25 protein-coding genes are annotated in these 24,623 nt (G+C 63.1%); 21 read left to right on the top strand and 4 right to left on the bottom strand.

Features of this window, described 5'->3' with window-relative positions:
* Positions 1 to 147: 147 nt before the first annotated feature.
* The 9 genes from AK2_RS06905 (at position 148) to AK2_RS06870 (ending at position 6,791) form a co-directional block, all read left to right on the top strand.
* Complete coding sequence (locus tag AK2_RS06905; RefSeq protein ID WP_067932723.1) at positions 148 to 705, top strand: NUDIX domain-containing protein; 558 nt, start codon at positions 148 to 150, stop codon at positions 703 to 705.
* Complete coding sequence (locus AK2_RS06900) at positions 702 to 1,634, top strand: ROK family protein (RefSeq protein WP_067932721.1); 933 nt, start codon at positions 702 to 704, stop codon at positions 1,632 to 1,634. The genes AK2_RS06905 and AK2_RS06900 overlap by 4 nt, the downstream gene beginning before the upstream one ends.
* 54 nt (positions 1,635 to 1,688) lie before the next feature.
* Entirely contained in the window at positions 1,689 to 2,558 is an 870-nt protein-coding gene (rapZ, locus tag AK2_RS06895) for an RNase adapter RapZ (RefSeq protein ID WP_281180628.1), read from the top strand.
* Positions 2,559 to 2,732: 174 nt separating this feature from the next.
* On the top strand, positions 2,733 to 3,740 hold the full coding sequence (mgfK, locus tag AK2_RS06890) for a gluconeogenesis morphogenetic factor MgfK (RefSeq protein WP_439645085.1): 1,008 nt from the start codon (positions 2,733 to 2,735) through the stop codon (positions 3,738 to 3,740).
* A 96-nt stretch (positions 3,741 to 3,836) separates the two neighbouring features.
* On the top strand, positions 3,837 to 4,772 hold the full coding sequence (whiA, locus tag AK2_RS06885; RefSeq protein WP_067932832.1) for a DNA-binding protein WhiA: 936 nt from the start codon (positions 3,837 to 3,839) through the stop codon (positions 4,770 to 4,772).
* A 122-nt stretch (positions 4,773 to 4,894) separates the two neighbouring features.
* On the top strand, positions 4,895 to 5,152 hold the full coding sequence (locus tag AK2_RS06880) for an HPr family phosphocarrier protein (RefSeq protein ID WP_067932718.1): 258 nt from the start codon (positions 4,895 to 4,897) through the stop codon (positions 5,150 to 5,152).
* Positions 5,153 to 5,229: 77 nt separating this feature from the next.
* Positions 5,230 to 5,907 carry a hypothetical protein gene (locus AK2_RS06875; RefSeq protein ID WP_157076253.1) on the top strand — a complete coding sequence of 226 codons (678 nt, stop codon included), beginning with the start codon at positions 5,230 to 5,232 and terminating at the stop codon, positions 5,905 to 5,907.
* A 107-nt stretch (positions 5,908 to 6,014) separates the two neighbouring features.
* Positions 6,015 to 6,143, top strand: coding sequence for a hypothetical protein (locus tag AK2_RS17625; protein WP_281180626.1), 129 nt, complete (start codon positions 6,015 to 6,017; stop codon positions 6,141 to 6,143).
* 129 nt (positions 6,144 to 6,272) lie between these two features.
* Positions 6,273 to 6,791, top strand: a complete 519-nt coding sequence (locus AK2_RS06870) for a ribonuclease FAU-1 family protein (protein WP_067932715.1) — start codon at positions 6,273 to 6,275, stop codon at positions 6,789 to 6,791.
* Between the two features lie 95 nt (positions 6,792 to 6,886).
* Here the strand turns inward: AK2_RS06870 and AK2_RS06865 are convergent, their stop codons facing one another.
* Positions 6,887 to 7,105 carry a hypothetical protein gene (locus tag AK2_RS06865; RefSeq protein ID WP_067932830.1) on the bottom strand — a complete coding sequence of 73 codons (219 nt, stop codon included), beginning with the start codon at positions 7,103 to 7,105 and terminating at the stop codon, positions 6,887 to 6,889.
* 83 nt (positions 7,106 to 7,188) lie between these two features.
* Here AK2_RS06865 and mutY point away from each other — a divergent pair, with 83 nt between their 5' ends.
* The 8 genes from mutY to AK2_RS06825 all read left to right on the top strand — a co-directional run bounded on the left by mutY (position 7,189) and on the right by AK2_RS06825 (position 15,037).
* The gene (gene mutY / locus AK2_RS06860) at positions 7,189 to 8,346 is read left to right on the top strand and encodes an A/G-specific adenine glycosylase (protein WP_067932713.1); all 1,158 of its coding nucleotides are present in this window, start codon (positions 7,189 to 7,191) and stop codon (positions 8,344 to 8,346) included.
* Between the two features lie 38 nt (positions 8,347 to 8,384).
* On the top strand, positions 8,385 to 9,026 hold the full coding sequence (locus AK2_RS06855) for a Bax inhibitor-1/YccA family protein (protein WP_067932711.1): 642 nt from the start codon (positions 8,385 to 8,387) through the stop codon (positions 9,024 to 9,026).
* Between the two features lie 160 nt (positions 9,027 to 9,186).
* Positions 9,187 to 11,616: a leucine--tRNA ligase gene (gene leuS, locus AK2_RS06850; protein WP_067932710.1), complete on the top strand. Its 2,430-nt coding sequence runs from the start codon at positions 9,187 to 9,189 to the stop codon at positions 11,614 to 11,616.
* Positions 11,617 to 11,620: 4 nt separating this feature from the next.
* A complete protein-coding gene (locus AK2_RS06845) occupies positions 11,621 to 12,307 on the top strand; it encodes a FadR/GntR family transcriptional regulator (protein WP_067932708.1) in 687 nt (228 codons plus the stop codon).
* A 126-nt stretch (positions 12,308 to 12,433) separates the two neighbouring features.
* Complete coding sequence (locus tag AK2_RS06840; protein ID WP_067932706.1) at positions 12,434 to 12,868, top strand: hypothetical protein; 435 nt, start codon at positions 12,434 to 12,436, stop codon at positions 12,866 to 12,868.
* Positions 12,869 to 13,059: 191 nt separating this feature from the next.
* On the top strand, positions 13,060 to 13,251 hold the full coding sequence (locus tag AK2_RS06835; RefSeq protein ID WP_067932704.1) for a DUF5325 family protein: 192 nt from the start codon (positions 13,060 to 13,062) through the stop codon (positions 13,249 to 13,251).
* A gap of 35 nt (positions 13,252 to 13,286) precedes the next feature.
* Positions 13,287 to 14,537, top strand: coding sequence for a sporulation integral membrane protein YtvI (gene ytvI, locus AK2_RS06830; RefSeq protein ID WP_083520930.1), 1,251 nt, complete (start codon positions 13,287 to 13,289; stop codon positions 14,535 to 14,537).
* Positions 14,534 to 15,037, top strand: coding sequence for a DUF402 domain-containing protein (locus AK2_RS06825; RefSeq protein WP_067932703.1), 504 nt, complete (start codon positions 14,534 to 14,536; stop codon positions 15,035 to 15,037). The genes ytvI and AK2_RS06825 overlap by 4 nt, the downstream gene beginning before the upstream one ends.
* 3 nt (positions 15,038 to 15,040) lie before the next feature.
* Here AK2_RS06825 and AK2_RS06820 read toward each other — a convergent pair whose 3' ends face one another.
* Complete coding sequence (locus AK2_RS06820) at positions 15,041 to 15,622, bottom strand: transcriptional regulator (RefSeq protein WP_067932701.1); 582 nt, start codon at positions 15,620 to 15,622, stop codon at positions 15,041 to 15,043.
* A gap of 231 nt (positions 15,623 to 15,853) precedes the next feature.
* Here AK2_RS06820 and AK2_RS06815 point away from each other — a divergent pair, with 231 nt between their 5' ends.
* Together AK2_RS06815 and AK2_RS06810 are read left to right on the top strand one after the other, a co-directional pair.
* Positions 15,854 to 18,139, top strand: a complete 2,286-nt coding sequence (locus AK2_RS06815; RefSeq protein ID WP_067932699.1) for a DEAD/DEAH box helicase — start codon at positions 15,854 to 15,856, stop codon at positions 18,137 to 18,139.
* Positions 18,132 to 19,607: a ribonuclease H-like domain-containing protein gene (locus AK2_RS06810; RefSeq protein ID WP_067932697.1), complete on the top strand. Its 1,476-nt coding sequence runs from the start codon at positions 18,132 to 18,134 to the stop codon at positions 19,605 to 19,607. Before AK2_RS06815 ends, AK2_RS06810 begins: the two co-directional genes overlap by 8 nt.
* Here the strand turns inward: AK2_RS06810 and AK2_RS06805 are convergent.
* Entirely contained in the window at positions 19,598 to 21,736 is a 2,139-nt protein-coding gene (locus AK2_RS06805) for an efflux RND transporter permease subunit (RefSeq protein ID WP_281180625.1), read from the bottom strand. The genes AK2_RS06810 and AK2_RS06805 overlap by 10 nt on opposite strands.
* A gap of 12 nt (positions 21,737 to 21,748) precedes the next feature.
* Positions 21,749 to 23,074 (bottom strand): efflux RND transporter permease subunit, encoded by a 1,326-nt coding sequence (locus tag AK2_RS06800; RefSeq protein ID WP_067932693.1) that lies wholly within the window; start codon positions 23,072 to 23,074, stop codon positions 21,749 to 21,751.
* A gap of 323 nt (positions 23,075 to 23,397) precedes the next feature.
* Between AK2_RS06800 and AK2_RS06795 the strand changes: the two genes are divergently transcribed.
* The gene (locus AK2_RS06795) at positions 23,398 to 24,039 is read left to right on the top strand and encodes a DUF1054 domain-containing protein (protein ID WP_067932691.1); all 642 of its coding nucleotides are present in this window, start codon (positions 23,398 to 23,400) and stop codon (positions 24,037 to 24,039) included.
* Positions 24,036 to 24,608, top strand: a complete 573-nt coding sequence (locus AK2_RS06790; RefSeq protein ID WP_245632802.1) for an HD domain-containing protein — start codon at positions 24,036 to 24,038, stop codon at positions 24,606 to 24,608. The genes AK2_RS06795 and AK2_RS06790 overlap by 4 nt, the downstream gene beginning before the upstream one ends.
* The last annotated feature ends 15 nt before the right edge of the window (positions 24,609 to 24,623 follow it).

The raw sequence follows: 24,623 nt of genomic DNA, 5'->3' as shown, positions 1-24,623 counted from the left end.
GATTTTTGGTTGAAGTTCGAGCCACCGGAGTTTGCGAACAGCGGCTGACCTGTGTGTGGTGAGTCCTGACGCATCGGGACAGCCAAGAGGACGGTTTGAGCCCCTTGACCGCGGCGTGATATGCTACCTGTGGAGGGGGGAGGGCGCTTGCAGATCATCGTCAACTGCTGCGTGCCGTGGCAGGGTGGCATTGTCATGATCCAAAAGCCGCGCCGCGGCTGGTGGTACCTCCCGGGAGGCAAGGTGAACCCGGGCGAGATCTGGCTGGAAGCGGCCGCCCGCGAGGTCCTGGAGGAAACAGGGTTGACGGTTGAGCGTCTGCGCCTGCGCGGGGTTCACTTGGTGGAGATAGAGCCAGGCCCGGATGAAGCGGGGCGCGAGCAAGCCATCATCCAATATTCCGCGGCCCGGGCCACAGGTGAGCTGCTCTCCCAATCCAAAGAAGGGCGTTTGGCCGTCGTGGCTCCGCAGGAATTGGAGCGCCTGCCGATGAATGAAGGGGATCGGCGGATGGTGCAGGCGCTCTTGTGGGCGGACGCTGGAAGTGTGGACACGGTATTCTATGGGAAATTCCGATACACGCCGGCGCATGACCTGTTGGAGTGGCGATTGCTGCCGGAGACGGATATCGCCGCATCGCTTGAGTCTGGGCTGGCAGGATTGGATTTTACCAGTTGGCTGAGAGGAGTCGGACGGGACCGGTGAAGTGCTACTATGGGGTCGATGTAGGGGGCACGGCGGTCAAGACAGCCGTGTTGGACGAAGACGGGGTCATCATGGCGAAGCGGGAATTTCCGACCGAGGCCGAACGCGGCTTCGAGGACCTGGCGCGCCGGCTCAGCCGCATCTTGGACGAGTTGCGGCAAGCGGCCGGCCTTGCTGTCGAGGATGTGCGCGGGGTGGGCGTCGGGGTGCCGGCTTTCCTGGACGGGGACGTGGTTCGGGAGGCGGTAAACCTCGGTTGGCACAATGTCCCGCTGCGTCAGTATTTAGAAGACGCCCTGCGTAAACCGGTGCGCGTCGACAATGACGCCAACGTGGCTGGCCTGGGCGAAGCCTGGAAGGGCGCAGGTGCAGGCGCCCGAACGGCATTGTGCGTAACGGTTGGCACAGGTATCGGCGCCGGCATCGTGATTGAGGGAAAGATCTATCGGGGCATGAACGGATCGGCAGGCGAGATTGGCCACATGGTGGTCCGTCCCGGGGGTCGGTTGTGCAATTGCGGCAATCACGGCTGCCTGGAGACGCTGGCGTCGGCGAGCGCGTTGGTCCGCGAGGCGAAACGGCTACAGTCGGTGGGCGAACTGCCGGACGACCTGGAGATCGACGGGGCGCAACCGATCTTCGCGCTGGCGGAAGCAGGCAACAAGGTGGCGGCCGGCATCATCTGGGACGCCGGATACTGGCTGGGTTACGGCCTGGCAAGTACAGCGACGGTCCTCAATCCGGACGTGATTGTGGTCGGCGGCGGGGTTTCCAAGGCGGGCGAAGACCTGCTGCGGCCCGTGCGCGCCGCGTTCGTGGAATATTCGCCGGCGCGGGTGCATGAAGCGGCCGAGATTCGCTTGGCGAGGCTGGGCAATGACGCCGGTGTGGTGGGTGCGGCGCGGCTGGCGGCGCAGGCGTTCGGATAATGGGTAAGGTCGTCTCTTGAACTGGTAAGGCAGGGTGCGCAAGGGGGGAAGGACGTGGCTGCGGTGTCGTTGCAAATCCTCATTCTGACCGGCATGTCGGGCGCCGGCAAATCGCTGGCCATGCAAGCTCTCGAAGACATGGGCTATTATTGCGTCGACAACCTGCCGCCCGCGCTCATTCCCAAGTTTATCGACCTGATCCGCCAGTCGGCCGAAACGTTGCGCAAGACCGCGCTGGTCTGCGACCTGCGCGGAGGCGACCTCTTTCAGCCCTTGGTCGACACCATTCGCTCGTTGCGTGCCAACCCGGACGTGACGGTCACGCTGGTCTTTTTTGACGGCGATGACGACACCTTGGTGCGCCGCTACAAGGAAACACGCAGGCGCCACCCGTTCGTGGAAGGCACGCGGCTGTTGGACGCCATCCAGGCGGAGCGGGCGGCCCTCGCACGGGTCAGGGAGGAGTCCGACATCATCATCGATACCTCCGGCTGGAAGCCAGCGCAGCTCAGGGAGGAGATGGTCCAGCGGTTTGGCGAAGGGAAACGCCTGCTGCCTGTGCACATCATCTCCTTTGGCTTCAAGTACGGCGTCCCTATTGACGCCGATATGATTTTTGATGTCCGCTTCCTGCCCAATCCGCACTACATTGAGGCGCTGCGCCCCTACACGGGCGAGGACGGGCCGGTGTATGACTACGTCATGCAGTGGTCGGCGACACGGGAGTTTTTGCGGCGCATGGAGGATCTGGTGGATTTTCTCATTCCCCAGTACACGCGCGAAGGCAAAAGCCACCTGGTCATCGGCATTGGCTGCACCGGCGGCAAGCACCGCTCGGTGGCGATAGCCCGCCATCTGAAGCGGCACATTCGGGCGAACGCGGAGGTCTACCTGACGCATCGAGACTCCGGGCGGGAGGGGTAGGCTGTGAAACGTTGGTGGTTGCTGGCTTGGACCCTCGGCATTTTCGGATGCGGCATTCTCGCCGGCGCCATGGGCTGGCGGCGGGCAGTCGGGCCCAATGACATGTTTTGGCTTGGGTCCGCCGTGCTGGCGCTCGCCATGCTCCTGCTGGCGTTCGGCTGGTGGCGGTCCATCATGGAGAACCGCAAGCGGGTGAAGCACCTGCAGCGCCGGCCGCGCATCGTCGCCATCGGCGGGGGCACCGGATTGTCCGTGATTTTGCGCGGTTTGAAGGAGTTTCAGGTCGACATTACGGCCATTGTGACGGTCGCCGACGACGGCGGCAGCTCGGGCCGGTTGCGTTCAGATTTCGCCATGCCGCCCCCCGGTGACATCCGCAACTGTCTGGTTGCCCTGGCCGATACCGAGCCGCTTCTGGAGCGGCTGCTGCAGTTTCGCTTTCCAAGCGGCGGCGGGCTGGCCGGGCACAGCTTCGGCAATCTGTTTTTGGCCGCGATGACCCACATCATGGGCGATTTTGAATCGGCCATCCGCGAGACCAGCCGCGTCCTGGCCGTGCGCGGCCGCGTCCTGCCCGCGGTCAAGCAGGACGTGACGCTGCGGGCGGTGCTGGAGGACGGATCGGTCGTGGATGGGGAGTCCAACATCCCCAACGCGGATCGGCCGATTCATCACGTGGAGCTTGTGCCCACCGAGGTCGATCCGCTCCCGGAAGCGCTGGAGGCGATTGCCCAGGCGGACGCCATCGTGGTTGGGCCTGGAAGCCTGTACACAAGCATCCTGCCCAACCTGTTGGTACCGGGTCTGGCCAGTGCGATAGCGGCCAGCCCGGCGAAGAAGATCTTTGTCTGCAACGTGATGACGCAGCCGGGGGAAACCGATTCATTCTCAGCCTCTCGCCACGTGGACGTCATCTACCAGCACGTCGGCAGGCGGTTGTTTGACTACATCATTGTGAACGGGGCCGCCCTGCCGAAGGAAGCGCTGGAAAAGTACCAGTCACAGAACTCCTACCCGGTGCAGGTGGACATGGAGGCGTTGCACCGCATGGGACTGCGCGTGATTGCGCGCGATTTCGTGCACTACGCCACCTACGCCCGTCACGACAGCCGTTTGGTGGCCGAGCAGATTATCAGCCTGATTGGCTATGAGCGGCAAAATCCGGCCCCTGTCACGCGGTGATCCGTTGCTGCGCGGGCTTTGGTTCACGGCGCCCCGGCGCGGAGGGGGACAGGAGTGCAACACACTGGACATCCGTCCGGAAGGAGGCGACCGGTCCTGTCGTTTGCGGCACGCACAAAGAAGGAACTGACCCTGGTGCAGGAACCTGCCTGCTGCCGACGGGCCGAGCTCCAGGCGCTGGTGCTGGGCAGCGGCCGCATCGGCGAGGTGGACGGGCGGCCGGTGCTGGACGTGGAAACGGAGAACGTCGCCATTGCCCGCCGCATCTATACGCTGATCAAGGACGTGCTCGACGTGCGCCCGGAGGTACTGGTCCGACGCAAGATGCGCTTGAAGAAGAACAACGTATACTGCGTGCGGGTGGCGGTGCAGGCGTTCGAGGTCCTGGCCGAGCTCGGGCTCGGCGGGCGCCTCGGCGAGCCTCTGCGCTTGACCGGTGCCGGGGCGCACAAGCCCTGCTGCAAGCGCGCCTTTCTGCGGGGGGCGTTTCTCGCGGGCGGATCGGTCAATGATCCCGGCAGCAACTCTTACCACCTGGAGATGGGCGCCCACGATGAACAGGCAGCCGAGTCGCTGCTCGGGTTGATGAACGGATACGGCCTGCACGCACGCCTGTTGAGGCGCAAGAAGGGGTTTGTGCTCTATCTGAAGGAAGGCGAGAAGATTGTCGAGTTCTTGAGCATCATCGGCGCCCACCAGGCGCTGTTGAAGTTTGAGGACGTGCGGATTCTCAAGGGGATGCGCAATCAGGTCAATCGCCTCGTCAACTGCGAGACGGCGAATCTCAACAAGACCATCAGTGCGGCGGTGCGACAGCTCGAGGTCATCCGCTACATCGACGAGCGGGTTGGTCTGTCCAGCCTCCCGGATCACCTGCGCGAAGTGGCGGAGATGCGCCTGCGCCACCCCGACGTCAATCTGCAGGAGCTGGCGTCGCGCATGCCGCACAAGGTGACGAAGTCGGGGCTGAACCATCGCTTTCGCCGCCTGGAGGAGATCGCCCAACGCCTGCGCCACGAGGGCCATCCCTGAAGGAGCTTGTGACGAAGCGGCGAAATGGGTGGGAAGAGCCCGAGTCGGCAGGCCCGGAGCGATTGGTTCGGACTTGCAAACATGCTATACTTTCCACAACAGAGACTGGGGAGGTTCGTCCTATGGTTGAAAACACTGTCACCGTACGCTTGCGCTCGGGTTTGTTGGCCCGGCCTGCGGCGTTGTTTGTTCAAGAAGCCAATCGCTTCACCAGTGAGACGTCCGTCGAGAAGGACGGGAAATCGGTGAACGCCAAGAGCATTATGGGCATCATGTCGTTAGCGATAGCTCACGGCCAGGAGATCACGATTCGCGCCGATGGTCCGGATGAGGCGGAAGCGGTGCGGCACCTGGTCGAGATGGTGAGCCGCGAGGAATAAGGGGAACCCAGCCGCTGGTTCTCCCGCTCCACCCTGTCACATAGGCTGTACCATGACAGCCGGATGGGGGGAGCGACATGCGCGGGAGGGCACGTGCGCCGGCGCCCGGAAAGCGCCGATTTCGCCCGCAGGCGACGAGAGGACGAGGCCCTTTGTGGGCGGGATTGGCTGCCGTCCTGCTCCTGTTGGCGGCCGTGTACGGGATGTACAGCGCCGTCGACCCTTCGCAGTCTTTCAATCCCTTGTGGCGCGAGGTGACCATAGGTCAGACGGTGATCGGCGACTGGCGGTACGGTGGCCAGGACGAGGAAGGATATCTAAAATTCTACAGTCGCGGCGAGACAGTCGTCCTGCCGCCAAGTGCCCGGGTGCTGGATTTGGACGGGCGCTTTGTCGTGCTTGAGGGCCATACGGCCAGTACGCTGTCGTTTGCGTATCCGTTGGCAGCCATTCCCCTGCCGTGGCTGATGGGTATCCTCATGGCCGCCGCGGGTTGCGTGGGCTTTGTCTGGCGCCGCCGGCGGGCGCTACGCAGGCGGCGATGGCAATCTTCGCGTTCGCTGGCGTCTGGGGCGGGCGCGCGGCGGGCGGTTGCGGCGGTTCCACAGCCGACGGTGCTGTTTTTTCCGATGCCGGGGCGACGTTGGCGGAGTTCGTCGCGCTGGACACAGGCGGCCAAAGGCTTGGTCCGCCGCCTGCGCCGCAGGAGCAGGGCGCGGCGGTTCCGGCCGCGCCCGCCCAGGGGCAGGCGGTGAAATGTGTAGGTGTCCTCGACAATCTGCGGGCGGGTCTCATGTACTGTAACGGCAGGGATGATGGGCAAGAGTGCTGTCACCCGCAGAATAGGTCGAGGAGGGATAGCATGGCTGTGTTCGGCGTTTACACCAAGTGGGCGATTGTGTTCCTGATTATCTTCGTGCTCTTCTTCCTGGTTATCCCGGCAGCCACACCCGGCGTCCAGGACGGGGCTGTCGCCACAGTCAGCTATTGACCGGTGATGAACGTTTACGAGGCCGCCCCGCGGGGCGGCCTTTGTGGTGGCGGGGCGGGCGATTTTGCCCCCGTGCATGCGGCATGGTACCCTAGAGGAAAGGCAGAACCAGGAGGAATGAGGCGGCCGATGGGGCTTAGACCAGGGCGCGTACAGCGTATCCATAAACGTGAAAATCGGGGCATCGACCGAAGCAATGAACCGTTTGTGATTGAGCGGTTCTCACGCCGTCAGGGGCTCATCACCATCCGCCGACCGGCCCTGGAGGGCGGCTACAAGCAACAGATGCGCGAGATCTACCCCCAGTGGGGGATTGGTGTCAGCACTTGCTTGATCGACGGCCAGCCGGTTAAACACCCGCGCCTGCATTTTGATCACTATGTGGATTTGGTCAAGGTGTGGGAAGATCAAGACTACATCTATGTCGAGGATATGTACGTGGACGTGCTCATCTTCGAGCGTTCCTACTACCACGTGATTGACCTGGAGGAGTTCGGCGAGGCGCTCTACAACCGGCAAATCAGCGCGGCCGAGGCAAACCGGGTGATGGAAAACACGCAGCGGTTTGTCGACGGCATCAAGCGCAGCCGCCTGTCTTACCAGGTGTGGAAGCAAAAATATGGGGCGCGCCCGCACCTCCTGCGCTGACAGCAGCGTGATGCAGGCGAAACGAGCAGAGGGAGACAGAGGCGGCCGGCGGCCGCACCCTGCCTGCTGACTGCGTGGACACAGGGTAGATCCGGCTAGTCGATCTGTTCCATCACCTTTTCAGCGATCTGCTCAGCAGCTGCATCACCGCCGTTGTGCATAAAGCGCTGTCCACCTCTGCGCAGCGCTTCCCAGGCGGCGATGCCGACGCTTGCCCCCACCAACATGGCGGTCATCGTATGCATGCCGTTGCGTCGCCTGGGCATCATCCGGTGACGGACACCGTCAGCCATTCCACTCATCAGGTCCCACATGGCCAGCACCTCCCGGGCGTATTGTACCCAGCCGTTGATTTTGCTATTTGTGATGCCGAGGACAACTTGTGAGGAGGACACGCGTGCGGGACGAAACCTCATACAGCACAGCGCATAGACTAGTGACATGGTACGAGCAGCACCGGCGGGACCTGCCGTGGCGCCGGACGCGCGATCCGTACGCCATCTGGCTGAGCGAGACGATGCTGCAGCAGACCCGGGTGGAAACTGTGATCCCTTACTACCACGAGTTTCTCCGCCGTTTTCCCAGCGTGGGCGCCCTGGCGGCAGCTGAAGAAGCGGATGTGCTCAAGATGTGGCAGGGGCTCGGATATTATTCCCGGGCACGCAACCTGCACCAGGCGGCCCGGCTGGTCGTGGAACGGTATGGTGGCCGCATTCCGGACGACGAACAGAGTCTGTCCGAGCTGCCGGGCGTCGGCCCGTACACGCGCGGCGCTGTGCTGTCCATCGCGTTCGACCAGCCGGTGCCGGCTGTGGACGGGAACGTGCTGCGGGTGATGGCACGCTTCCTGGGCATCGACGATCCGATTCAGTCCCCGGCGGTTACGCGCCGGGTGCAAGGCTTCGTCGCGGGATGGCTGGCTGAAACCCGCCCGTCCCAGTTGACCCAGGCCCTGATGGAGCTTGGCGCGCTGGTGTGCGTGCCGCGGCAGCCGCGCTGCGCCCCTTGCCCGTTGCAGGAAAACTGTGTCGCGTTCCAGACGGATCGGACCCAGGAATTGCCGGTTCGCGCCAAGGCGCGCCCGCGGCGGGAGGTGGTCGTGGTGGCGCTGTGGTGTGAAGATGCCCGAGGGGTGCTGCTGGAGCAGCGGCCAGGCCGGGGGTTGCTGGCCCGTCTTTGGCAGTTGCCGGCAATCGAACTCCCGATGCCGCTCGCGGCGAGCGATGAGAAGGCGAGGCAGCGGGCAGCCGGACAAAAGTTGGCCGATCTGTTCGCCGCCGGATGGACAGAGGGGGGAGAGGCCGCGGCCACAGCTGTGGCCGAATCCGGTCCGCGTGCGTTTGCCTTGGTCGGCCGAGACCGGCACGTGTTCTCGCATGTGGAATGGGAGGTCTTTGTCTATCGCCCGCTTTCGTTGACAGCCTATCCGACGAACTTGCCAGAACCTTATCGGTTTGCCCGGCTGGATGACCTGCGGCCGTTTGCGCTGCCCAGGGTATACGAGCGGCTGCTCCGGTCGATACCAGCTGGTAGGAATCCTGGCCGCGAAGAGTGAATGGATGGGGCACATCCATAAGCCTGGAGGGATGCCGAATGGAATTGACCCTGAGCCGTCAGCGGCTGATGAGCAAGGTGTTCTTTGGTCTGTTCCTGAGCCTGTTGTCCGCTTTCGTCGGTCTCGGACTCGGACGCTACCTGCCACCTGCGTTGTTGTTGGCGGCCATGGTCGCCGAAGTGGTCATGATTATCGTCGCCATGTTCGTGCAGCGGTCGCGGCGCATCGGCATGGGGTTTGTGCTGGTCTTCACATTCGTCTCTGGATTGACCCTTTATCCCGTGATCGCGGCGTACGCCTCGCAATTGGGCGCCACTTTGGTGCTGCAGGCGGCGGGCGTCACGGCGGCCACATTCTTGATTTCCGCGCTTGTGGCTGCCCGCAGCGACTTTGATTTCTCCTTTCTTTCCGGGTTTTTGTTCATCGCCCTGCTGGCGCTGCTGCTGATGGGCGTAGTGTCGCTGTTCATCAGTTTCTCGACGGTGGCGCAGTTGATTTACTGCGTGTTGGGGATTGCCGTCTTTATCGGCTATGTCCTGTTTGACATCAACCGCATGGCTCGCCACGGCGTGGCGGAGGAGCAGGTGGCGTGGGTGGTGCTGTCCCTCTATCTGGACGTCCTCAACCTATTCCTGTTCATCCTCCGCTTGATGGGCGTGCTGCAGTCTTCCCGCGATTGAGCGGGTGTTCAGCCGCTTGTATTTGCGCAGATTGCCGGCGGTCGATTATAATGTTGGGCAAAATCGAATCGCCGACGCAGGCCAGATTGAACGGATGGAGATGGGCCTCTCGTCCGCCCGAGGATGGGGGCTTTTTGTTTCATGAAGGAGTCGAAGGACGATGGAATACAATGTACGAGCGGTAGAACGAAAGTGGAAGCAGCGCTGGCGCGAGCAGGGCATGCACAGAGCGGATGAGACGAGCGGCAAGCCCAAGTATTATTGTCTGGACATGTTTCCCTACCCGTCCGGGAGCGGCCTGCATGTCGGCCACTGGCGGGGGTACACGATTTCCGACGTGTGGAGCCGATACAAAAAGCTCCAAGGGTATGAGGTCCTGCACCCGATGGGGTGGGACGCGTTCGGCCTGCCGGCCGAGAACTACGCCATCTCCCACGGCGTTCATCCGGCCGTTTCGACCGCCGAAAACGTGGCCAACTTCAAGCGTCAGCTAGAAGAAATTGGCGCCTTGTACGATTGGGATCGGGAGATCAATACAAGCAGCCCGGAGTTTTACAAGTGGACCCAGTACTTTTTTATCAAGATGTTTGAGCGAGGCTTGGCCTACAAGAAGAAGATGCCCATTAACTGGTGTCCCAGTTGCAAGACCGGGCTGGCGAACGAAGAGGTTGTCGACGGCAAGTGTGATCGCTGCGGCAGCGATGTGACCAAGCGGGAGATGGAACAGTGGATGCTGCGCATCACTGCTTACGCCGACCGGCTGTTACAGGACCTGGACAAGCTCGATTGGCCGGACAAGGTCAAGCGCATGCAGCGGGCATGGATTGGCCGTTCTGAAGGCGCCCGCATCACGTTTCGGGTGAAAGGCCATGCGGACGAGACCATCGAGGTGTTCTCGACCCGCCCGGACACGCTCTATGGGGCGACCTACATGGTGTTGGCTCCGGAGCACCCGTTGGTCGAACGCATCACAGCGCCGGAGCAGCGCGCCAGTGTCGAGGCGTATGTCGAGCAGGCGATGAAAAAGTCGGCTATCGACCGGCAGGTGGTGGACAAGACCAAGACCGGCGTGTTTCTCGGCGCTTACGCGGAACACCCGTTGACCGGGGAAGCGCTGCCCATCTGGATCTCCGACTATGTGCTGATGGATTACGGCACCGGCGCCATCATGGCGGTACCGGCGCACGACGAGCGCGATTACGAGTTCGCACAGGCGTTTGGCCTGCCGGTGCGGCAGGTGATTGAGCCGGAGGACCCGGAACTTGCCGCTGAGGTGAAGGGCGGCCTGTACACGGGGCCGGGGCGCTTGATTCATTCCGGCGATTTCGACGGCCTCGACGTGGAAGCGGGCAAGCGCGCCGTGATAGAGCGTCTGGAGGCCCGGGGCGCGGGCGCGTCGGCGGTCAACTATCGCATGCGCGACTGGGTGTTCGCCCGCCAGCGCTATTGGGGAGAGCCTATCCCCATCGTCTACTGTGAACATTGCGGCACGGTGGCGGTGCCGGAGGATCAGCTCCCGGTCACGCTGCCTGAGGTCGAGCGCTATGAGCCGACGGGCACGGGCGAATCGCCGCTGGCGGCCATCGAATCGTTTGTGCACACCACCTGTCCCAAGTGCGGCGGGCCGGCGCGGCGGGAGACCGACACGATGCCGCAGTGGGCCGGATCGAGCTGGTATTTCCTGCGCTACGCCGATCCGCACAACGACAAGGAGCCTTTCAGCTGTGCAGCGGCCAACAAGTGGCTGCCGGTGGACATGTACATCGGCGGCGTGGAGCACGCGGTGCTACACCTGCTGTACGCGCGCTTTTTCACCAAGGTTATCCACGACCTCGGCCTGATTGACTTTGACGAGCCGTTCCAGCGCCTGTTCAACCAAGGCATGTTGACGCTGAACGGATCGAAAATGAGCAAGTCGAAAGGGAACGTGGTCAACCCGGATGACATCATTGAACAGTTTGGTGTCGACGCCCTGCGCGTCTACGAGCTGTTTGTCGGTCCGCCGGAGGATGACGCCGAGTGGAACACGAACGGGTTGGAAGGAGTCAGCCGTTTTCTCCACCGCTACTACCGGTTGTTCATGTCCCACGTGGAGCATCCTGCGCCGGAGCGGGAGGCGCTGACGAGGCTCCGCCACCGCTTCGTGGCGACGCTGTCCGAACGCATGCAGGGGTTCAAGCTGAACACAGCGGTCAGCGCGTTCATGGAATACACCAACGCCCTTGCCGAGGAGGCGCGACAAGGCGGGTTGGACAGGGCCACCTTGGAGACGATGGCGGTGACCATAGCTCCCTTTGCGCCGCACCTAGGTGAGGAGTTGTGGTCGCAGCTGGGAAACTCCGAGTCGGTGTTTACGGCCGCGTGGCCGACATACGACGAGCGCTGGCTGCGCGAGGACGAACTGGAAATCGCCGTCCAAATCAATGGACGCGTGCGCGCCCGCACGGTGGTCGCGGCCGACGCGGACAAAGGAGCGGTGCTGGCCCAGGTCCGGCAGTCGCCCGAGCTTGCCCAGTGGCTGGCCGGCAAGACGGTGGTCAAAGAGATTTACGTGCCGGGCCGCTTGGTCAATCTGGTCGTGAAAGGGTGACACCATGCCTCCCGTCCAGGCTGACGAGCATAAGCTCTACTATCGCATTGCCCAGCAGATCCGTGGCATGATTGAAGAAGGGGTGCTGCGGCCTGGCGACCGGTTGCCCCCGTTGGCCGCACTGGCGGAGCAGTTCGGGTGCAGCCGGGCCACCGTGCGGGAAGCGCTGGGGGCGCTGCGCGGACAGGGACTGGTCGAGTTTCGTCACGGCAACGGCACGTATGTACGCACGGCCACGGTGGAGATGTGGATGGAGCCGCTCGAAGCTGCTCTGTTGCTTGGACAATCCGAGACCCGGCAGCTAGTGCAGACGATGACCGCGCTTTTGGCGGGGGCGGCCAGCGTGGCCGCCCAGCGGGTGGGGCAAGTGGATTGGGGCCCGTTGACTCAGGCGATGTTCCAGGTGGAATGCGCCTATCCGCGCGGCGAGGATGCAGTGGCCGCGGATATGGCGTTTTATTTGACCCTCGCCGCCTGTTCAGGCAACCAGGTGCTGGAGAACGCGTTGCGTGTGACGCAGGAAGCGCTGCGCAGCGCCTTGCGCTTGCTGGCTGACGATTGGCAGAGCGGGCCGCAGACGTGCCGCGCGGTCTACGACGCGGTCGTGGCGGGTGACGCGAAGGCGGCGCGGGACATCTTGTACGAGTACGGCCAGCGCATGCTGGAGCGACTGGATGCGCGTACCGGGTGAGCTTGGCCAGCGTCGTCGCAGAGAATCGGTTATCCGTTTTCAAACGAACGCGATTGGTGTATAATGCAGATGTAAGCGCTATCAATAAGGTCGGACTCCCACTTCACCTGGGGAGATGAACGGGTTATGGGCGCCGAGTATCAACTGTTGTTGGTCGCGTTTTCGGAGGCGGGTGTGGAATACGCGCGCAAGGCCCAAAAGTTGGGGGCGCAGGTACGTGTGCTTGACTGTTTTGATACCTACCACCGTCAACTGCGGCAATGGTATGGCAGGGACATGTTGTTGACCACCGACGGCAACCGGGCGGCTGTGCGCCGGGCGGCGGTCGAGGCAGGGGTGGAGGTGGCCGTCGTGCACGACGATGTGGACTTCGTGCGCAGTGCGCTGGTGGCGCAGTCCTTGTTTCAGGCGGGGGTGACCGAGGTGCTGGTGGTAACCGAGCACCCGAGCCATCGGCGGATCTTTCGCAATCTGGGGGCGCATCAGGTGATTGTCTCCTCCAGCAGGGAGGCGGCGTGGGCGCAGCTTTACCGCCATCTGCCCAAACACATGCCGGCATAAGCGCAGTCGTCCGTCATACACCACATGGACAATCGTGAGACAACCATAAATTGGCCCCTTCGCGCCTTTGGGCAGGCCGAAGGGGTGTTTTTTGTCTTTGCCGACCGGTTCTCGAGTACCCAGGTCGCGGGCACGGCCTGTGCGGATGTGGTATTATCGTCTTGATATGCACCGCGTAGGAAGGTGACACCGTGTCGCAACGGCATAAAGTGACGTTTTTCTGTTTGGCTGTTTGCACGATGGCCTGTTTTGCCTTGGGCAGCGTGATGTTGGCCGAGGAGCGCGGCGGGCTGGCAGTGCTCCTGTTCGTCGTCGCGGTTGTCCTTACCGGCCTTGGATTTATGACCCGCAAGCGCATCCTTCGCCACGCACAGCGTTCGTGAGTCCCGCCTTCGGAGACGGGAAAGGTGGTCGGGCCATGAGGTTGTCGTCGAATCAAGCGGAAATGCGCAGGTACTTGTGGCGTGTCGTGGAAGTGGTCTCTCTGTTGGCCCTCGTCGTCCTCTTGTGTGCGGCGTTTGCGGCCGCGTGGCCGTACATCTTTCCGTTTGTCATTGGCGGTGTGCTGGCCATGGTTCTCCTGCCGCTGGTGCGCTGGTGCGAACGCATCGGCATGGGACGGACAATCGCGGTTTTGACCGTGATGGCTGGCATTGTGGTCCTGTTCCTGGTCATCTTCACCTATTTGGCCATCGCGATTGCGAGAGAGGCCACAACATTGACAGCGCAGCTGCCCACGTACCTGGCGGAGGCACAGAAATGGGCCAGGCAGCGCCTGGAGGCGGGCATGGACGTATACGGCCAGCTGCCGCCCCAGGTCAGTTCCGGGCTGCAGGACGCGGTCAACCATGTTCTCAAGAGCGTTGAGGGTTGGTTCAACAACCTTGCGTCCTTTATTCTCAATTCCCTGACGATGCTGCCGGAATGGACGTTCCTGGTCGTGATTGCCCTGATTGCCACTTTTTTCATGCTTGTGCGGCGAGAGCGGATGTATCAGCGGTTTTTGGGCGTGCTGCCGCCCGGTTGGTCGAGCAAGGTGCAGGTGGTCGTCAACGACGTGGTCCGCGCCTTCCTCGGCACGATTCGCGTTCAGGTCATTCTGATGATCCTGTCGGCGGTTCTGGGAGTCCTCGGCATGTGGCTGCTCAACATCCCTTACGCCCTGATTCTCGGGCTGTTGTTCGGGATCTCGGGGATGATTCCGATCCTCGGCTCCGCCATCATGACCGTGCCGTGGGCGGCCGGGGCGCTGCTCCTGGGTGATGTGCCCCTGGCCATCAAAGTCCTGCTGATTCAGGTGGTCATCTCTTCGATTCGGCACCTGATTGAACCGAAAATTTTGGCGGACAGCGTGGGGTTGGATACGCTGTCGACGCTGTTTGCGCTCTACGTCGGCATGAAGCTGCTCGGTGTGCTGGGGCTGTTTGTGGGGCCTATCGCCTTGATTGGCGTCAAGTCCCTGTTACGCATTCGCCTGTTCGTCGACTTTCTCCCGCCTGAGGCGGTGCAGGAGGCGGATGCGCGCGCGGTTGTAGCGAGTGGGGCAGCCGGCGGGAAGGCGGATTTACCCAATGTGTCGATCCGCGCGGCGCAGGCCGAGGGGGCGGACAGGCGAGCCGATGAGCAAGAGCGTGGGGAACGCGAAAACGGGCGGGGTGGAAAGCGGTGAAGATCACGAGCCTGCACGGCGACGGCCGGCCACACCGATGCTGGCCGGAGGCCGTGTGCACGGATGACCCGTGGGTGTTCTATGTACCGCCGGGGAGTCCGGTCGTGGAGGCGGACGGCCGCCGTTGGACCGACGAGGACCCGGTGCTGCTGATGTTTTGGCCCGGGGCATTCTATCAGGTATGCCTGCTCCTGCGTCCGTACGGGACAGACTATTATTGCAACATCATCACGCCGCCAGTCTATCAATCCGGCGCGGGCGTGTGCTTTCATGATCTGGACATCGACGTGTTGCTGATGAAGGGCGAATTACAGGTGGTGGATGAGGAGGAGTTCCGTGTCCGCAGTCGTCGGTACCCGGCCGTGTGGGTGGAGGCTGCGCAAGCGGCGCGGGACTGGCTGACGGCAGCGGCCCGCACTCGGAGCGGGCCGTTTGCTCCCGCCATAGCCAGCCGCTGGCGTGCATGGGTGGAGCGCCGCGGCCAGGGCCGCGGCGATTGACCGTCATGCGTCGTCCCGTTGGGGGGTGCGCAGGTCCCCGTCCAGAAGTTTGCGCGCTCGCTCCATGATAGCAAACAGGGTTTTCGAGTCCTGCTCCAACTGCTCCGCGGTGACGGGACCGAGATCGCCGACCGGGCTGCGCGCCAGTTGCGCCTCCAGCTCCCTGACCTTGGCGGCCAGCTCGTCGCGTTCCGCCTCGACCTGTTCCAGCTGGGCCCGCAGCTTCTGGTATCCAGCGTCGAATGTCTGGAGGAACTTAATGACGTCCTGCATCGATTCTGAGGTCGTAACCGTGATGACACTGGCAGAGTCTTTGAGGGATGGGTTTGTCGCGTTCATCTTCTGTACGGACTTACGCTCCTTCTTGGCTTGTTCAATTTCCTCACGGCGTTCCTTGCGCAGCACGCCGTTCCAGCGATATCCGCAGGCGGCCGGTGTGCGGCCCAATTCGGCCGCGGCTTCCTCGAACGCTTTCAACTGCGTGCTGCCGCTGCGGATGTGATGTAAGACAATCTCAGACAGCCGTTCGTCATCGCTGGGCAACCATGCGTCGGATCGCGTTGTCCAGCGTTCTGCACTTTCCATCACAACTTCCTCCTTCTACCGGCTGCTATCATTTATTTCCAAGGTGTACGAGATTCATACCCTGCCAGGTAAAAACCCACTATTATGCTATGTGAGAGCCGGGCAATCGTGACCTATTGCGCCGAATTTCGTAGAGAGGTGCGAACAGGAGTTCGCCGGCGCACCGCGAAATAAGAAATAAGTAGAAAGGCCGACAGGAGCGAAGGAAGCGAAAGAGGTTAGGACGAACCGATGGAACTCACACTGTTGCTCGATGAATGGCGGCGCGACGAGGCGTTTATGCGTGATGTGGCGGCTTGGCAGGTCGAGCCGGCGCGGCCGGCGCGCACGCGGCCTCTGCCTGAATGGCTGCACGAAGAGGTGCGCAGCGCCTTGATAGGGCGCGGCATAAGCAGCCTCTACCTGCATCAGGCGGAGGCCGTGGAACAGGTGCGGCGCGGCCGGAACGTGATGGTGACGACGCCGACCGCCAGCGGCAAGACCCTTTGCTATAATCTACCGGTGCTCGACGCCGTCTGCAAGCAGCCACAAAGCCGCGCCTTGTACATCTTTCCGACCAAGGCGTTGGCGCAGGACCAAGTGGCCGAGTTGACGGATCTCATCGGGCGCTTGACGACGACCGTCCACTCGTTCACGTACGACGGGGACACACCCATTCACGCCCGCGCCAAGATCCGCGAGGCCGGGCATATCGTCGTCACCAATCCGGATATGTTGCACAGCGCCATCCTGCCGCATCATACCAAGTGGCTGCGGCTGTTCGAAAACCTGCGTTATATCGTGATTGACGAGGCGCACACGTACCGTGGCGTGTTTGGCAGCCACGTGGCCAACGTAATCCGGCGCTTGCGGCGGGTATGCGCGTTTTATGGCAGTCGTCCCCAGTTCATTCTCTGTTCGGCCACCCTGGCCAATCCCGAGGAATTGGGCGCCAAGCTGATTGGCGACGAGGTGGCCCTGGTCGAGAAATCGGGCGCTCCGCAAGGCGAGCGGCATTTTGTCATCTACAATCCACCGCTTGTGAATCCCAAGCTCGGCCTGCGCAGGTCCGCGCTGGGAGAGGCGCGGCGCATCGGCACCCGGCTGCTCAACGAGGGCATTTCGACGATTGCTTTTGTGAGGTCCCGCAACCAGGTCGAGCTGCTCGCCACATATTGGAAGCGCGGCGTGCGGGGTGGAGAGGACGGTCTGGTGATGGGCTACCGTGGCGGCTACCTGCCGAGCGAGCGGCGGCAGATTGAGCGGGGATTGCGGGAGGGACGTATCCGCGGCGTGGTCAGCACCAACGCGCTGGAGTTGGGGGTGGACATCGGATCGCTGGAAGCGGCCATCTCAGTCGGCTACCCGGGCACCATCGCGTCTCTCCGCCAGCAGGCTGGCCGCGCTGGGCGGCGCAGCGGACTCTCCCTGTCGCTGTTCATCGCCAACGCTTCCGCCCTGGACCAGTACGTCGCCACCCACCCAGAGCAGATTCTCTCCCGTTCTCCCGAGGCGGCGCGGATATATCCGGACAACCTGTTGGTCTTGGTGGATCACCTGAAGTGCGCAGCGTTTGAACTCCCGTTTCAACCGGAAGAGCGATTCGGTGTGGAAACGACAAAGGAACTGCTCGACTACCTGGCGTCTGCCAGGGTCGTGCACCAGGGGCGCGATGGCCGCTATTATTGGATGGCCGATTCGCTGCCGAGCCATTCCATTTCGCTGCGCAGCGCCGCCCAGGACAACGTGGTCATTGTCGATACGACCTCCGCGCGGCATGTGGTGATTGGCGAGATGGACAGGTTCAGCGCGCTGACGATGCTGCACGAGGAAGCCATTTACATGCACCAATCGCAGGTTTACCAGGTGGAGAAGCTGGACCTGGAGAACGGGAAGGCCTATGTCCGCGCAGTGTCGGTTGACTACTACACCGACGCCGAGCTGGCCGTCCGCTTGCAGGTGCTCGACGAGATGGAGAGCCGGCCAGCCGCGGACGCATCCGCCTCCTGGCACCACTTCGGCGAGGTGATGGTCAACGCGGTGCCGACGTTGTTCAAGAAGATGAAGTTTGACACGAACGAAAACCTGGGCTGGGGCAAGATCTACCTGCCGGAGGCGGAACTGCACACAACCGGGTATTGGTGCTCGTGGCAAGACAGCAACCTATTGGCCAACCGCGGCCAGTGGGAGAGCGCGTTGAAGGGAGTGGCGCACGTGTTGCGCCAGGCTGCGTCTCTGCACTGCATGTGCATGCCCTCGGATTTGCACGCCGCAGCCCACATCAAAGACCCGCACACCGGATTGCCGACCGTGTACCTGTATGACGCCTACCCGGGAGGCGTCGGGTTGGCCGAACGCGTCCACCGCATCGCAGAGGAAGTGTATGGGACGGCGTTGGAGATGGTGCTTGGCTGCTCTTGCACGGGCGGATGCCCGTCTTGCATCGGACCCGGAGAAGAGGACGGCGACGCCAAGGGCTGGGTCAGCGCCCTGTTGACCAAATGCGTAAAGGAAAGCTGGGTGGGCGCGCGTGGGTAGGTCGTTGCTTGAGCGTCTGGCTGCCTTGGAACAATCTGTCCACCGCCAGGGCCCGGATGCGGCAGCAGCCGCAGCCGCCGGCGCCCCGGCGGCCGAGACGATGGGGGCAGGGCAATCTCCGCCCGGCATCCCAGTGGGCGCGCGGGAGCATAAGGCCGGCGACCGGCCCGGAGCTTCCGCGTCGCCCCGTCCTCCCCTGGAGCGGCTTGGTTTCCGCCTGGAGGACGACGGGTTTGGCCCCGTGTGGCACCGCGAACTGCGCTACGATGTCCTGGCCTGGTACGGGACGGGGCCATTCCTTGAGCTGATGGAGTGTGACCTGGAGACGCTGCTGCGACTCGCCGCGGCGGACGAAGCCACTGGCGAGGCTGAATTCGCCGCGTCGCCGGCGGCTTGGCCCGGTACACAGCCGTCCTCGCCGGGGCTGTGGGCGGCGCTGCGCTTTTACGATACCGAAACCACCGGCCTCGGCAGTGGGGCGGGGACGTTTCCGTTTTTGCACGCGGTGGGCCAGGTGGAAGGTGACGAGTGGGTCGTCCATCAGTACCTGTTGGCGGATTACACGCAAGAAGCGGCGCTGCTGCAGACCTTGGCCTGCCGCCACCTGCAACCGGGAGCGGTCATCGTCACCTACAATGGGCGCAGCTTTGACTGGCCGCTGTTGGAGAACCGGTTCACCCTTTATCGCTTGTCGCTGCCGCCCAACCTGCGCCAGCTGGATCTCATACATCCGTGCCGCCGACTGTGGCGCAGGCGGTTGGGCCGTATCAACCTGACCAGTGTGGAGGAAGGGATTCTCGGCGTCCAGCGCACGGAGGACCTGCCTGGCAAGGAGGCACCCGGGCGCTACTTTCAGTTCCTCGCGGATGCCAATCCGCTCCCGCTGGCACCGGTCTGCGACCACAACGCCGCCGATGTTTCCAGCCTGGCTCGATTGGCGGCGGTGGTGGCCGACGTGTTGGCCGGACGCCGCCCGGTGACGACAGGCGGCGAGTACACAGCCCTGGCGCGGTGGTATGGCGAGTGGGGAGAGTACGACTTGGCGGAGCGCTGTTTGGTGGCCGCGGCGGAGTGCCCGGACAGCGATTGGCAAGCGCGCTGGCTGCGCGGATTGCTGCTCAAGCGCCAACAGCGTTGGTCGGAGGCGGGCGCCGTGTGGCGGGACATGGCCGAACGCTTTGCGTGGACGGTAGCGCCGCTGGTGGAATTGGCGAAACTGGCGGAGCACCGAGAGAAGGACTTCGTCGCCGCGGCGGCCTGGACGCGCCGGGCGCTGCAGCGGCTGGACAGCCTGGAGCCGGTCGGCCGCGGCCAGGCGGGCGGCATCCGCACCGAGGCCGAACTGAGAGCCTGGCAAAATGGCCAGTCGTCGGCCGCCGGCGCGGTGCCGGAGCACCAACGGGATCGGGTGCGCGCCCAACTGCTGCACCGCATGCGGCGGCTCGACCACAAACTGGGTCAGGCTTGACCTCCTTGAGTGGCCGTTTGCTGCTGACGACGATGCTGGCGCAGGTGCAACAGTTCGTACATGACCGGCACGAGAATCAGCGTAAGCAAGGTCGACGTGACCAAGCCGCCGATGACCACCACGGCCAGCCCCTGGGAGATGAGTGCCCCCTCGGAGAACCCGAGCGCCAGCGGCAGCAAGGCGCAAATGGTGGCGACGGCGGTCATAAGAATCGGCCGCAGCCGCGTCGCTCCGGCTTCCAGCAGCGCCTGGCGGATGGAAAGACCGGCGCGCCGTCGCTGTTCCACCCGGTCCACCAGCACGATGGCGTTGGTGACGACGATGCCCATGAGCATGAGGATGCCGATGAGCGAGGACACGCTGACCGGCTGGTGCGTGACAACCGTGCCGAAAAACGCCCCAATCAGCGCCGCCGGCATTGAGAACAAAATCGCAAACGGGGCTGACCATTCGCCAAACGTGATGAGCATCACCAAGTAGACAATTCCCACGCTGACGATGATGGCCTCAATGAGTTGGTTAAAGCTTTGGTCTTTCTGCTGACTGTCTCCCGACAGTTCCGTCTGAACGCCGCGCGGCAGGTGCAGGGAATCCACCTTCGCCAGCGCCAGTTGGGTTGTGCGCCCGGTGTTTTGCGTGGTGAAGGTGCCGGTTACACTTGCGTACGCCTGTCCGTCACGGTGCTGGACGGACACCGGCGTCTGCACCATGCGCACCGTCGCCACATCCGACAGTTCCAGGCTTTTGCCCGTGGCCGACGGAATGGGCAGGTGTTTGAGGGTGTTCAGTTGATCCAGCGGATGATTGGATTTCAGCTTGGCCACGAGCGCGTACGTGTTTTGCTGCAACTGGATGTTACCCACTTGATTCCCGCCGATGTAGTCCTTTACGTAGTTTCCCACCTGATACGCGGTAAGGCCGTACTTGGCCGCCTTCTGCGCGTCCGTGTGCACCTCCACCTGCGGTTGCGTCTGGCTCAGATTGTTGGTGACATCGGCCAGACCCGGAACGTCGACGAGTGCCTTGGTGATGTCCACGGCTGCGCGGCGGATGCTCTCCTCCTTGGCGCCACTCACGACGAGGGAGAACGATCCGGACGAGCCTCCCATGTTCAAGCTGTTCACCTGAATCTGGGCCGGACCGGCGATGGGCTTGAGCCGACTCCGCAGGTTGCTGGTGACAGCGTCCACATCCGCATCCGGACGCAACCTCAGCATGATGGTGGCCTGATTGCTGCCGGCCACAGTGCCGCTCATCGACAGTTGGCCGCTGTCGCTGCTTACCTGCGTGTTCATCTGCGTCACCGCGGGCAGGCGGCGCACAATCGCCTCCACCTGGCGGGCCTTGGCGTCGGTGGTCGCGCGCGCTGTCCCAATGGGCATGTTGATGGATATGGTGACAAACTTCTCTTCCGTCTGCGGAATGAACGTGCTGCCGGCCAGCGGCAGCACAGCAACCGATGCCACCAGGGCCACCGCAGTGCCGGCCAGTACCAGGGCCTTGTGGTCGAGGCACCAACCCAGGACTCGTTCATATGGCCGCCGCCAATTCCGCTTGGGCTCCCCATCTTCGCTGGCCCGACGCGGCTCTCGGCGCGTGACCAGGAGCCACGATAACAGCGGGACGACCGTCAGTGCCACCAGCAGTGATGACAGCAGGGAACAGACCACCGTCAGCGCGAACGGGAAGAATATCTTGCCGACCAGCCCGCCGACCAGCCCCAGCGGCAGGAACACGGCGACCGTGGTGAGGGTGGAGGATGTGATGGCCCGCCCCACTTCCGCGCTAGCGGACAACGCCAGCTCGCGCCCCCGTCCGGTGCCACGCCGCCACTGGCGGTAGATGTTTTCGATGACCACGATGCTGTCGTCGACCACTCGCCCGGTGGCCACCGCCATGCCGCCCAAGGTCATGATGTTGAGCGTCACATGGAAGCGATTGAGCAGCACGAGGGAAATCAGAATGGACAACGGGATCGACACGACGGCGATGACCGTGGTCCGCAGGCTGCGCAGGAACAGGAGGATGACCACGACGGCGAATATGGCGCCCAGCACCGCTTCGCGGATGGTTCCGTTCAGCGACGCGGTGATCATTTGCGAACTGTCGAACAAGGTGTGCACGTGCACCCCCCGCGGGAGTTACGGCGCCAATTGCGCCAATTCGGCGGAGACCGCCTTCGCCATCGCAACCGTGTTGGCGTCTTCGGATTTGCTGACGCCCAGGAACACGCTGGGGCGGCCGTTGGTCCGGTTGATTGACCCGTTGTCCGGCTGCTTCAGTTCAATCTTGGCCAGCGTTCCCAGCGCGACTGTCTTCTGCACGCTCGACTGCTCCCCACTGCTGGTCGGCGCCGGCGTTGCCGCCGTCCCAGGGCTGGCGGCAGCCGTATTCCCCTGGCCGGCATGCGCCTGCTTTTGCAGCGCCTGCAGTTGGGCGGAAAGCTGGGCTTGCGTCTTCTGCAGCCCGGAAATTTGGCCTTGCAGCTGTGCAATTTTCTGGCTGTCGCGGGCGTCCGCCGGCTTCTGGAGCTCTTGGTTGAGCGCCATTTCCGCCCCAAACAGTTGCCCCTCGACGCTTTGCAGTGAGCTGAGGAGTTCGGTCTCAGCCTGCACCACACCCAGCCCCTGGCCGACTTGACCGAGTCCAGCGGACACTTGTCCCACGGCCGAGCCCAACTGCTGCATGCCCTTGCTCAGCTCGTTCAGGCCTGCTGACGGGTTGGCGGGGACGGGGATGCGCAGCTTGCGCAGGTCGGCGAGGGAGGACACAGAGCTTGTGAGCTGGACCGGCTGCTCCTTTCCGTCTATCACCGCCGCCCCCAGCGGCATCGCCGTGTCGTCCGCCTGCAGGTCCTGCAGCACCTGGTCCAGGGTGAGGTTGTATTTCTTGAGCTTCTCCGAGTCAAACGTCATCACCACCTGGTCCGGGGCCGCGCCGGCTGTGCTTACGCTGGCCACCCCGCTGACGCCGGTGAGTGCGGGCACAATGGTGTTGTTCACTACGTCGCGCAGTTGCCGAGCACTCTCTTGGTCCGCCGACACGGTCAGGTACAGGACAGGCGAAGAATCAAACGAGAAATCTTGTACGTTCGGCTGGCCTGCTCCGTCGGGCAGCTGGACCTTGTTCACCGCCGCCTGGATCTTCTGTTCGACGTCCTGCACGTTGGCGTCCATGTCGAGCTGCACCTCAATCCCCGACACATTGGCCGTCGAAGTCGACAGGACGGTCTGGACGCCGGGCAGTCCCTTGAGCGCCTTTTCCAGAGGTTCAGTGACGTCGCTGGCCACCTGATCCGGAGCGGCTCCCGGATAGGAGGTGACCACTGACACGATGGGCAGGGATATGTCGGGCATCAACTCTTCCTGGAGCTGGCGGCCCGACAGTATACCTCCAACCGTCACGAGGACAGCGAGAATGGCGATAACGATTGGGTTTTGCATGGAAAAACGGGTGAGAAGGCGCATGCTGGCACTCCTTGTTGAGTTAGTTTCTTCCTCATTCTAAGCGCAGATGGACGCGCACTGCAATACAGTTTAGAAGCGAAACATTTCACTAAAAAAGAGATAGGAAGCATGGGTCATCGCTGGTAGACTTGCGGACAATCCTCCTCTCGTCTACTGTTGTAAGGAGAGCCGGTCCCGGTTGCCGCTGGGCTGTCCTCCCCGCGCCACCGCGGCGGGCGTGGCCGCTTGGCGGGTGGCCGCCGACGGCGCAGATGATGACCGTCATGCCGGGCGGGCAGCCAGCCTGTGGTCGGCTGGGGCGGCGCGCGTAGGGAGGAATGGGTGTGCAGTTCAGCGGATTTACGGAGGCAGACTTCGAGGTGTTCGCAGTGCCGGGGCTGGAGCCGAGAATGGCCGAACTGAAAGCGCACTTGCGGCCCAAGCTGGAACAGTTGGGAGCGGATTTGTCGGAATACCTGAGCGCCCACCTGCAGCGGCCGATCTGGGCGCACGTAGCCAAGCACGCCCGGCGAACGGTGAACCCGCCGGATGACAGCTGGGTGGCGTTTTGTCACGAGCGGCGTGGGTACAAGAAGCATCCGCACTTTCAGGTGGGCGCCTGGAGCACGCACGCGTTCGCCGTGTTCGGGTTGATTTCTGAATCCGCCTTGCGTTCCCAGTATGCCAGACGGCTGTTGGAGCGACTGGATGCGGTGCAGGCTTGGGTACCGGAGGATTACGTGTGGATTCCTGACCATACCAGTCCTGTGGCATTGCCGGCAGTCGCCGTCGACAGGGAGCGGTTGGTCGAGTTGATTCAGCGACTGGGCGAGACGCGCCAGGGCGAGCTGCTGGTCGGCATTCGCGTGCCCCGGGAGGAGGCTGTCCAGCTGGGGGCAAGCGGATTTGAACAGCGGGTGAAGGAAGCGTTCCAACGCCTGACTCCGTTTTACCAACTGGCGATGGGGGAGGTCGTTACGGATTGAAAACGATTGGCGACGCAATGGCGCTGTTGCACGAGTACACGCAGGGGGAGTCGCTGCGCCGGCACGCGTACGCGGTTGCGGCGGCGATGCGCGCATACGCGGAGCGGTTTGGCGAAGACCCCGATACGTATGAGATGACCGGACTCCTGCACGACTTTGACTATGAGCGTTACCCCGACCTCAGCCAGCACACGGTGGTCGGGGCGCGGATTTTACGGGAGCAGGATTGGCCGGAGGAGATTGTCCACGCCATCCTTGCGCATAACGACCGCAACGGGGTGGCGCGGGATACGCTGCTGGCCAAGACGCTGTACGCTTGCGACGAATTGTCCGGCTTTGTCATGGCGGTGGCGATGGTCAAGCCGACCCGCGATTTGCGCGATGTCAGCGTCAAGAGCGTGAAGAAGAAACTGAAGGACAAGACGTTTGCCCGCGGGGTCAACCGCGATGACGTGTATCGCGGTGCCGAAGAGCTGGGGGTGGCGCTTGAGGAGCACATCGAAATGGTCATCGGCGCGCTCACCCGGGTGGCGGCGCGGTTGGGACTGAACGGACAAGAGAGCGCATAAGTATAAGCGCGGGGC

Origin of the sequence: Alicyclobacillus kakegawensis NBRC 103104, from assembly GCF_001552655.1 — a bacterium.
GTDB classification, from domain to species: domain Bacteria; phylum Bacillota; class Bacilli; order Alicyclobacillales; family Alicyclobacillaceae; genus Alicyclobacillus_G; species Alicyclobacillus_G kakegawensis.
The sequence above is the reverse complement of the archived record's forward strand: the minus strand, read 5'-3'. Positions and strand labels throughout refer to the sequence as shown.